At 63.7% G+C, this 10,087-nt stretch carries 8 protein-coding genes; 1 reads left to right on the forward strand and 7 read right to left on the reverse strand.

Annotated features, from left to right (window positions below; all coding sequences use genetic code 11):
* Positions 1-139 precede the first annotated feature (139 nt).
* The 5 genes from FHT02_RS20715 to FHT02_RS20735 all read right to left on the reverse strand — a co-directional run bounded on the left by FHT02_RS20715 (position 140) and on the right by FHT02_RS20735 (position 6,588).
* Positions 140-1,564, reverse strand: a complete 1,425-nt coding sequence (locus FHT02_RS20715; protein WP_184092048.1) for a hypothetical protein — start codon at positions 1,562-1,564, stop codon at positions 140-142.
* Positions 1,561-2,910, reverse strand: a complete 1,350-nt coding sequence (locus tag FHT02_RS22150) for a CHAT domain-containing protein (protein ID WP_184092050.1) — start codon at positions 2,908-2,910, stop codon at positions 1,561-1,563. Before FHT02_RS22150 ends, FHT02_RS20715 begins: the two co-directional genes overlap by 4 nt.
* Complete coding sequence (locus tag FHT02_RS20725) at positions 2,903-4,321, reverse strand: hypothetical protein (RefSeq protein WP_184092052.1); 1,419 nt, start codon at positions 4,319-4,321, stop codon at positions 2,903-2,905. The genes FHT02_RS22150 and FHT02_RS20725 overlap by 8 nt, the downstream gene beginning before the upstream one ends.
* A 91-nt stretch (positions 4,322-4,412) precedes the next feature.
* On the reverse strand, positions 4,413-5,546 hold the full coding sequence (locus tag FHT02_RS20730) for a hypothetical protein (RefSeq protein ID WP_184092054.1): 1,134 nt from the start codon (positions 5,544-5,546) through the stop codon (positions 4,413-4,415).
* A gap of 268 nt (positions 5,547-5,814) precedes the next feature.
* A complete protein-coding gene (locus FHT02_RS20735) occupies positions 5,815-6,588 on the reverse strand; it encodes a hypothetical protein (RefSeq protein WP_184092056.1) in 774 nt (257 codons plus the stop codon).
* Positions 6,589-6,654: 66 nt separating this feature from the next.
* Between FHT02_RS20735 and FHT02_RS20740 the strand changes: the two genes are divergently transcribed.
* Complete coding sequence (locus FHT02_RS20740) at positions 6,655-7,086, forward strand: tyrosine-type recombinase/integrase (RefSeq protein WP_184092058.1); 432 nt, start codon at positions 6,655-6,657, stop codon at positions 7,084-7,086.
* A gap of 162 nt (positions 7,087-7,248) precedes the next feature.
* On the opposite strand, the gene FHT02_RS20745 is transcribed toward FHT02_RS20740, so the two are convergent.
* Positions 7,249-7,896 carry an abortive infection system antitoxin AbiGi family protein gene (locus tag FHT02_RS20745; RefSeq protein ID WP_184092060.1) on the reverse strand — a complete coding sequence of 216 codons (648 nt, stop codon included), beginning with the start codon at positions 7,894-7,896 and terminating at the stop codon, positions 7,249-7,251.
* Positions 7,897-8,011: 115 nt separating this feature from the next.
* Positions 8,012-9,814: a hypothetical protein gene (locus FHT02_RS20750; protein ID WP_184092062.1), complete on the reverse strand. Its 1,803-nt coding sequence runs from the start codon at positions 9,812-9,814 to the stop codon at positions 8,012-8,014.
* Positions 9,815-10,087: the final 273 nt, after the last annotated feature.

The following is a 10,087-nucleotide window of genomic DNA, read 5'->3' on the forward strand; positions in this document are numbered from 1 at the left end:
CCTCGGCCTGCCGGATCGCGGTACTCGCCTCCACGTCCATGATGACGGCATGGTCGAGATCGATGAGGTAGTTGGTCGAGTAGGCGTAATAAGCCGACGGATGAACACAAATGGCGGTTAGGCAGCGATCACCGTTGCCTCACATCAGTGGCGGCAGCGACACGGTAGGATCGCCAAGGATGACTAGCGTCTGCCGGTCGGATGCGACGAGCTGCCGGTACAATGCCCAGTCCCGCATTCCCGGCACATTCCCGTCAATCCCCTTTATCGCATCCTGCCACGCTCCGAAGAAGGCGCCAGCCTCCGCGAAGACGTTGCGAAGTGCATAGCCGATGGGGGTGGGAAGGAAGGACTGGCCGGGTTGCTTCTGCTGGTAGAGCTCGTCGTAGAGTGCAGTAGTGATGACATGTGTCAGCACCTGCTGGGTAACCGGATCGCGCAGCGTCCAGTCGAAGGTCGGCTCGACGTGGCCGACGAACGCGCGCAGCGGAGCCTCGCCGCCGAGCAGCGCCTGCGGCAGCGGCGCAATCACTGCGCCGGCGGTGGCGGCGATGCCATTCACGGTTCTGCTGATCGGGCTATTCGTTGGGAACAGGTCGGCATAGCGCGAGCGACTGTCGGCGCCGGCCGAGCAACAGGCATGCGCGTACCAGATGGCGCCAGACGGCTTCCATGCGCCGAGGTCACTTAACTGCAACGGTTGCCGCGCCACGTCGACCGGAACGCCGAGCTGCGCCCGCATTAAGGCCTCGTCTCCAAGCGGACCGGTCATGCCGTGGCTAGTGGTGACGATCAGCCCCGGCGTCCGTTCGGCAAGCGCCTCACCGAGCCTGCCACGGGTCGCCTCCCCATCGCGCAGCAGGAACCTGCCGGTGAGATCGGTGTCGCTCTCCAGCTTGGTCCACAGCATCCCGGCCACCGCGCGTGCCATCAGCCAAGTTATGTCGTCCCGTCCGTGGTCGACCCGCCACACCACAGGCGCACGCGGCTGGCAGGGCGTCGCCGACCAGTCGGACAGCAGCGCGTTGACGTACCGGTCTAGCGCCTCGTTGGTGAGGTCGAGCCGGCCGACAAAGGTCGACATGTTGAGTGCATACTGCACGGGCCACGGAATGGCTTCCGGTGAGCCGTAGATCAGCAGGTAGCGTGGGATGTGGCCTTCGGCCACCCCGGGCTTCGGCGCAGCTATCGAGAGATCCTGCACCCGGCCATCGGCATAGTAACGGCGTAAGAAGTTCTGCCCCAGCGACATACTCCAACGCAGCACCGGCGCGCCCGGGCGCGCGGCGAGCAGGCGGCGGATGGGTTCCGGCGCATCGGCACCGTTCATCCGTTCAGCGCTGCCGAGCGCGTCCGAGTCCGGCAGCACCAGTCCCCAGCCAATATCAGGATGTCGCCAGTCGCGCGGATCGGCACGAGCGGCGGGTGCGAGCCACTTGCCGGACGGACGCGTCTGTTCGCGTTGCGCCCAAGGAGACCTGTTCGGGAGTTCGTCCCCATTGGCGACCTCACCGTTCCATGCGTTGATTTGGAGCCGCAGCGGACGCATTATTTTGTCGGTCAAGGCATGTTCCCGTACCGGTCGGGGCGCAGAGCGGCGGGCACCGCAGGTTGCCCGTCGAGCAGCGCGAGGATCTGATCGCGAAGCAGCCCCGGCGTATCGGCCGACATGCCGCGCAGGGCCTTGGCGATCTCCTCGATCCTTTGCGCCATCTCCTGCTGGATCCGCGCGACGCGGAGAGGTGCGCTGCGCTGGTAGAGGATTGGAAGGCACCAACGGCCGAACGCGTCCGACGGCCCTTGATCGTAGGCGGCGTGCAGCGCCGCGCGGGCATGGCCGACCGCTGGGCCGAGATCGATCGCCGTCATGCTGCCATTTGGCAGACCGGCCAGCGCGCGTGCGAGCACCTCGAAAGCCCGAGCGTAGAAGCTCTTGGCGAAGAGGGTGGCGTCGTTGTTGAGAATCGGTTCCGCCATACCAATCGTGATTGGTGATCCTTTGCCGGTCAGTGCGCTCGCCATCGAGTAAAGTCGCGGCATCGCCTGCGCTCCGGAGCAGCTGTTCAGCACCGTAAGCCAGGTTGTGCCGCCCTTGACGAGGATTTCTCGCAGTCGTTCGATCGAGAGGTGGATCGAGCCAGCATCCGCCCCGATGTCGTAGTCGTTGATTGAGCCGAACTCGAGCAGCTGGGACCCGCCACGGATCACACCGTGGCAGAAGAAGTGCAGGAGCTCCGCCGGATTGTCACCGAGCGCCTGTTCGAGCGCCATTGAGTCGCTCGGGATCGGCGCGACGGTCACGCCCGGCAGCTTGCCTGCTGCCGCCATCGCAACAGCCTTATCGAGCAGGTCCTGCTGGCCGAGGAAGATCTTGGCAACCAAGTTCGGCCCGCCCGCCGCCTTCGCCGCCCCGAGCGCATTTACGATCGCGTGAAACTCGTCCGTTGCATTTACGGCACTGGGCGAAAGAAACGCGAGCATCCGCACCGCGTCACCGCAAGTGCGCAACCCTGGGTCGGCGATGTCGCCCGCCAGCGCCACGCGGCGCATACTGCACATCTGGTTGAGCGCGAGGAACTGCTCCGAATCGGCGCACAGCGTCTCCCAGCGCACCGTCTCCGCCAGCGATGCGCCGATCGCTAGGCGAAGGTTGGCTCGGTACGGGGAGGTAGTGCAAAAGATCTGCTCAAGCTCTGACTTGATGGCGCCGTGCAGGCAGAGTGCCTCCCGTAGCGCCGCGCCGTAGCTGACGACGTTGGCTCGACTATCGAGCATCGGCAGTTCGGCGGGGTCGAGCCTGAGCTCGGCGAATTCGAGACTGTCGGGATAGGCGACGCTGCTGCCGATCAGGCGGCAGAACAGCTTCTCGCCGACCTTGGCGATCTCGACCGTGGCTTCGCGATCAGACACCCGTGCGCCCGCCGCTATGGGATTTGGCGAAGTTGCTGATGACGTCCTGTATCTCTGCGATCACCTCCGTCCTTGCTGAGTCCTGCGCGACGATCTCCGCCGTCGGCTGAATGACTGGCGGCGCCTTGGCGAGCAGCACATCTCCCGAGGAGCGGCGCAGTTCCTCGAAGGCGGCGGCTTCCAGCAGCCGCTGAGTCGCGTTTAGCCACCCCGGCTGCACTCCCGCTTCGATTGTCGGCACGACCGGCAACGCCTTGGTGAGCGCGCTCAGGAGACGCCGCCCCACCGGCGCGCGCTGTGCGAGCAGGACCGCGTGGGCGGCGACAAGCTCGAAGGGATCGGCAGTGGCGAAGTGGCTGTCGCGAACGAAGCTCGGATGGCAGTAGAGGAAGCCGTCGCGCAGCATCGGTGGCGCGCCGGGCGTGCCGGCGAAGAGCAGGCTGAACGCCTGCGCCAGTTCCTCATCCGGCGTCTCGCCCAGCCGATGATACAGTACCGCGCCGGGTCGCGCGCGCGCGAAGGCGTCGCTGAACTGGCGCAACGAGGAGTCGGCGTCGTCCGACATTTCGGCGAAGCTAGTCGCCCAACCGCCTGCGCGATCGAGCAACAGGACTAGCTCCTCCTGCGACACCGGAACTAGCGCGACTACGCGCTCTTTCGGACTGGGGGAGCACGACAGGAAGGGGCACGCGCAGCCGTCGAGCACCCCCGCACGACAAAGGATGTGGATGGCGTCGATGCCTCGGCCCGCGACCGCCTTCCCGATCCAATTCGACCAGCAGACCGCGCGAAACGAGAGCGCTAGATCGGGGTGCGACTTTGCAAAGTCCGTCGTGGTCGGCGCATCGCCGGGGTCGTGAATGCGCACTTGCGGGGAAGTGCTGAGCGAGCCCAAGTGCGCCACGCAGGCGGCGCTTGGAAAGATCTGCACGCGCGTGTTGCCCCGCGACGACCCGGCGAGGATCGCGTCCACGATCGCCTTGGTTCGACGAAGCACGTCGTCTTCAGGCGTGGTGGGATCAGGATCGACGATAACGACGTTTTCCAGCACGTCGCTACGCTCCCCCGGACGCTGCGGAAAGTCGGGGAGGCGTAGCAACGACCGGCCAAGCGCGGACGACAGATCGCGTTCCCATGGCACTGTGCCGAGCAAGCCATAGGGACGCGCGAGATTGAGCCACACCGGCTCGCCCGCGGTAGCCCCGATCAGCTCAATCCGGTAGCGCAGATCCTCGATAAGCTCGACAGGAACTGCCAGCACCGGCTGAGAAACGTCTGGATCGCCGGCCTGGAACAGGTGGAACCCCATCTCCCACGAGAGCGCGTCCTCCTCTTCGCCCGCATCATCAACGGTGCGCCCGGTCAGCTCTAACCTGACCACTGCAGCGCCGTCGCGGAACAAGAGTCTCACCGTCAGCAGGAGCGGCTTTCCCCGACTACCGCTCCGATCGTTGCCGAACGCCGCGTGGAGCACGGAGGCAATGGCTCCGACCAGTCCCACGTCAGTCCGCCATCTGGCAAGCAAGCAGCCACGCCATGCGCGCGGTGGCGACGTCACCATGTCCGCTAATTTGCCGGTCGATCGTGCCGTCAAGCCCGACGAGGCAATGCCGTCCGGCGGGCGGAAAGGGCGTGCCGGGTTCGACGAGCGGCTGCACAAGTGTCTCCCCTGCATCTCGCGGCCCGTAGCCGCCGAGCGCCGCGTAGACGTTGGGCGGGTCGCCCGCGAGGGTCGCCGCAACGGCCGCGACCTGAAGCTCGCCCAGATCTTTTGCCCGCACCAGCGCGCGATGGAACACGGTATGGAGCGGCCTGTCATGGCCGCTGTAGGTCGTCAGGATCGACCGCTCGACTTTCGCCGGCACGGCGGCATAGCCGCCGCTCCCGCTGCGCCCTGACACCCGTGAGGCGAAGCTCAGGTGAGACACCGCCGGTTGCAGCAGCAGCATCGTGCGGACCTTGCGCGATGCCGCGCTCGCCGCGACCGCCGAGAGCAGCACCTTGGCGCCGTAGGAGTGGCCGACCGCATGAAGCGGCGCGCTGCTCGCGGCCAGGATGTCGGTCACAAGGGCGGAGACGCCATGCCAGCCGACTTTGCCCGCCCGATCCTTCATCTGATAGACAGAGGCTAGCCGCAGCGCCCAGCGCGGATCGAGGTAGCGGAACACGCCGGCATTCTGCGGCAAGGCGGCATAGGTTCCGTCGCTGATGCCGCCTTCAGGCAACTCCTCATCCTCTGACGAGGGCGGTTGCAGCACGCTCAAGGCGTCGAGGCCGGCCAGCACCGCCTTCGTGTCCGGCGCCCCAGTTTCGGCTCCCTCCGCCAAGTCGCTCTGCACGGTTGCGCCGAGCGCCGCCGCCACTAACCCGGCAAGCTCGACCACTTCCTGGTCCGCAAGGCGAGGCTCGTCGATCAGGGCGTAGAGCCGCTCGCGCTCGGCCGGCGTGGCGAGCGCGTCGGCTAGCGCCTGGACAGTCGCCGCCTCGCTTTCCGGTGCGGCCTCCTCGAGATTCGGGCCAGCGAGCGCGGGCCCTCTGTCGAACGACAGCAGCGTACTCGGCCAGACCACGCCGACGAAGATCGGTCTGGGAGCCGCCGGAAAATACTTGCGGCGGAGTTCCAGGAGCTGGTCCATGAACGCAGAATACAGGCGGACGGCATCGCCGAACTCGTTATTCCATCCGTGCGAAAAGAGGATTACCGGAGTTGCCGGAATTTGCCCTAGCCGTTCAAGCAGGGCGTGTCGCGTTCGCGGTGAGGTGCACAGGCCCGTCTTATCGAAACGCACAAGCCAGCACTCGCAATCGACATCTGCGAGCGGGAACGGCTCTGCTTCGGCGCCCGGCATGTATCTCTTCTCCGTCTTCTAAATGCGCTGGCTGCAGCGGCTCTTCCTTTTGCCGCTAAAGCGGGAGCTCGCGGATGAAGTTGTCCACGGCCGACATCAAGCGAGGACGCAGCCCATTGGCGATCTTCTCCAGCGTCTTCTCATGCGCGGCCAGAACGGTCTGCGAGGTCTTCAAACTCACCTCGTTGCTCTTTGATTTGAACAGCAGGATCTGCAGGCGCTTCTGGTCGGCGCGTAGGCGGGCGGCCGCGATCCTGAGGTTGACCGCGGTCCCGATCTGCTCCGCGATGCCGAAGCGGTACTCGATCACGTCAAGATGCCGGCTTTCCCGCTCAAACAGGGTGATCCACGGATCGTCCTTGTCGCTTCCGGCGAGCCCCTCCAGCGCCTTGATGATCAGCCCGCCCACCGCAGCGCCGCCGAACGCCGCCGTAAGTATCGGAATCACGACCTCGTGCACCGACACATTGCGGTTGGAATAGTCATAGTCGACCACGCCGCCGCTGGAGCCGATCCAGCCGAGCCCCTGCAGCACCATGTCGTATCGCTTGACCCACAGTTCGGGCGAGTTGACCACCGGATCCTGATCGGCGACGCGCTCGGCGGCCATCATGCACAAGGCGACGGCCTCGCGTTGCGGCGCTCCCACCGTGCCGTCAAAGCCGACTAGGTTAGAGCCGGCGACCACGCCATCTGGCAGGTTCGCAGTGTCGATTTTACCCCCGACTCCCAGCTCGCTGGCCATCTGAGGAAAGGCTCTCTGCTTCGTCGCCGGGTCCTCCCCGAGCGGCAGTGCGGCGATGTAGCTCATCACGTCGTTGTCAGACATCGATTATGCTCCCCGGTCGTGGCCCGCGTTTCGCGCTCTACGCGAAATGACGTTCTGGACAGTTGGATGAGCAACGCGCACGCGAGGAGGCTCTACACCGCCATCCTCCAGCGCCAAAGTATCAGACTAAATTCCTTCGGCAAAGCCCTTCATGTGTATTCGGGCAGAAAGGCTTACGAGTTTTCCGCTGTTGGTCCCGCAGTCCGATCGGGCGAGGATCAGCCGGTCCGGCTCGATTGGTTTTGGCGCTATCTGCGTGGCAAAATCGGCTTTGAGCGCGTGCGGATACACGACCTTCGCCATAGTTTTGCAAGTCATGCAGCGATGGAGAGCGAAACGTTGCCTATGATCGGCAGCCTACTCGGACATGCGAGCGCGAGTTCAACCGCAAGATACGCCCATTTAGATGATGCCGACTTGATAGATACAGTTCAGAGTATCGGCGATCTATTGGAGACGCATCTAGGTGGCGCGCTATGCCAATCATCCGGATCGTGAGCGGCGAGCTGTGGGACTTTGCTGCCGTTCCCCCACAACAGCCGCTTACGACGGCTTTCCGCAGTAGCAGACGTTCATACTGCGGTTGAAGCAAGAGCGTAGATTGCAGTGCCGAAATAGGCGAGAGGACGGGTCCAACTCGCCTCACATTTATCGAGGATCTCAAGAGTACAGGGCGCCTGCTATCTCATCCTCACCCCAGTAAGGGTCAATGAAGGGGCATTCGTAGCTTGGCCCCACATGGTCGACCTTCGCAGAATGGAAAAAGTCGCGCGCGGCCTCGTGGAGGTCCTCGGGAATAATCAGAAACGCCGGATCAGTTTCCGAGAAGTTCAAGTCGCCGACATGACGCCACTCCCTTTCCCACTCATAAAGGTACTTCGACTTGCCGTAGGTGCCGGGCAGATCCACGAACGGCGCGACTTCCCATACCGGAGAACTTGCGTCGTGTGCCGCAGCATGCACCATCGCGTTGATCGCTTTCGCCTGCGGCGTATCCTTGTACGCATAGAGGATCGGGCCGCCGCCACGCTCGACGATGTATTCCTTTCGGAACCCGATGCCGTGCCGCCCGCGAACATCTGCCAGCCGCTTTAAGTGGTGAAGCGGCACCTCGCTGAAGCACACCGATTTCCGCGCCGGTGCCAAATTGCGACCGGCGCCGAACGCGTTTGCCGCGATGATGCGCCGCGCATACAAGATAGAGATCGCATTGTCGTAAGCAGACTTCCCAGTGGTCTCCTTTCCGAAGTGGACCACATATTTCGACATATCCTTCCACGACGGGTCAATGGTGCCGATCAGCGTCATTTCGCCACCCCGCAATCATAAGATGTCATTTCGCTGCGTCGTGCAGCCAGTAGCGGCGAGTGCTCTCCGCTGACATGTAAAGGAGCCGTTCGCCCACATAGCAGCAGCCCACAGCCTATTTTTGCTTCTCCTCCCCACCGTCGTTTTCGGCGGGCGCCTCGTCGTCAACCGCCACCGCGACGGCCGCAGCACCTGCAGCTGCGTCGTCGATAGTCGCTGGATCGGCAGCCGGCCCCTCGGGCTTCTGGACTGCCGGAAGGACGCCCCAGCTGCGGAGACGGTCGGCACGCATTGGCGACCTTCCGGCGATGCGCGCGAGCGCCTCGTCGAGCGATGCACGCAGCCCAACCGCACCCGGATGGCTCGCGAGGCGGTCAGCCCATTCCATCATGCCCTTCACGTCGTCGGCGGCATTGTCATCGAAAAGCTGGACGAGTTCGTCCGCGGTGAGTCGCGATAGCCGCGCTGAATCCTCCTCCGGGTTGTATCCGCTCGTCCGGGCCATCTGTTTGAGCATCTCTGCCGGATCGCGCGCATCCACGATGGCGGTGCGCTCGGCCTCCATTGCGGCCAGTAGTTCCTCATCCACCGGATCGTCGTGGAAGAACCGGTTCCACCTCGAGAAGTAGTCGGGCTTGCTGCGGTTCGCGTCGATGTACTTCACGACGAGTTCGGAAGCTTGAGCTTCGCGTCCGTACCGCCTGAGGAAGCGAACGCCCGAGTTCATGTTGACCGGGGAAATCTCGCCGAGGTTCTCCATCGCTCCGGCGGCCATCGCATCCAAAATGACGTCGTCGTCCGTCGTTAGGCTTCTGTGGAAGAGCTCCCACGCCTGCGAAAAGCTGTCCTTTCGGCCGTCCCGCTTCAGGCGCTCACCTAGAGCCTGCGCCGCCGCCCTTAGGTCGTCACCACGGAAGTAACCTATTGCAACGCCATCGATGATTGCCGCATCCAGTTCGTCGGTGGCTCCATATCCGTACCTCGAAAGGACCTCACGCCACTTCTTCCTTTCCTCCGGCTCGTCCTCCCGTCGGAATAGACCGGTCATGGAGTTAAACTTACGAATGAAATCGAGGCCGGGTGCGAGGTCCGGCTGCAGGAAGCACCATCCGGCTAGCACAACGGTCACGACGGCCTGTTCGACAACTTCCGTTTCCACACCGGCCAGCTCCGTCTCGACGAGGCGGGCCCAGCGCTCAATTTTCTTCATGACCCGCATGTTGGTCACGCCGAGCGCGACAAGACGGTCGCGCAGCTTCTCCGCGACCGTATCTGTGCCAGCTATCGCGATCGCTGCGGCCTCCGCGCTGGTCGGCTCGAACACCAAGAACGTATCGACAACCTTCTCGAGCTGACGCTGGAGTTCCATCGCCTCTTCCGGCTTGGTCTGCTCCTTGTTGAGGAGGAGCACCACCTTGCACTGGCGCTGCTCGCGGAGCATCGACGCAAGGCCCAGAATGTCGCGCATCTCCAGCGCTTTCCCGGCCCGTTCGAGGTCGTCGAAGCAGATGAGCTGGTTGCGCACGGTGAGGAACGCCGCGCGGTAGAGTGCGTCGCCCGCATCCTTCATGCGGAAGAATCCCGCCGCGATCTCCAGGGCCGGACGGCTCTTCCGAGCATAGGTCTCGCCCTTCCGCATGATTTCGTGGAGGCTCGACGCATCGGGAACGGACGACGCCGCCATGTTCACCGTGTTCTCCACGATCGCGTTGCGCAGCTCGCCAAGAGAAGTCAGTCCGAAGAGCGACACGTAGGCATACCGGCTCACCCCTACTTGCCCGGCCTTTTCCGCCTCCTTGAGGAAGGTTTGCCAGGAATAGGTCTTCCCGACGCCCCACTGCCCGGAGATGCAGAGCACTTCCGGCGCAGACGACTGAATGAAGCGCTCGATCTCGGCGCGGACAATAGCTGTGGACATCGCGCAATCCTTGCATCGCGGGTAGGGTGAACGAACGGCAGGTTTCAGGCTCAAGCTCGAAATGATTAAACGACTGAAATGAGGCGACTGTTGTCGCTCAGTTTAATGAAGCGGGAATGGCGGGTTTCGGCAAGAGATGGTGTATCGCGGCGGCTGCATTTTGACAGCGGATGAGATTGCAGCCCCTTCACGTACGATGCCTGGATCGGGGTCGAACCTGACCTCGTGCATCGAGGGAAGGAGTGAGAGCGATGGCGCATTTCGTAGGTCTAG

It is taken from the genome of Sphingomonas xinjiangensis (assembly GCF_014199255.1).
Classification (GTDB): domain Bacteria; phylum Pseudomonadota; class Alphaproteobacteria; order Sphingomonadales; family Sphingomonadaceae; genus Sphingomonas; species Sphingomonas xinjiangensis.

Excerpts from the sequence above, each read along its gene's own strand:
- FHT02_RS20745 (WP_184092060.1), bottom strand. The coding sequence starts at position 7,896 with ATGACGCTGATCGGCACCATTGACCCGTCGTGGAAGGATATGTCGAAA.
- FHT02_RS20740 (WP_184092058.1), top strand. The coding sequence starts at position 6,655 with ATGAGCAACGCGCACGCGAGGAGGCTCTACACCGCCATCCTCCAGCGC.
- FHT02_RS20730 (WP_184092054.1), bottom strand. The coding sequence starts at position 5,546 with ATGGACCAGCTCCTGGAACTCCGCCGCAAGTATTTTCCGGCGGCTCCC.
- FHT02_RS20750 (WP_184092062.1), bottom strand. The coding sequence starts at position 9,814 with ATGTCCACAGCTATTGTCCGCGCCGAGATCGAGCGCTTCATTCAGTCG.
- FHT02_RS20735 (WP_184092056.1), bottom strand. The coding sequence starts at position 6,588 with ATGTCTGACAACGACGTGATGAGCTACATCGCCGCACTGCCGCTCGGG.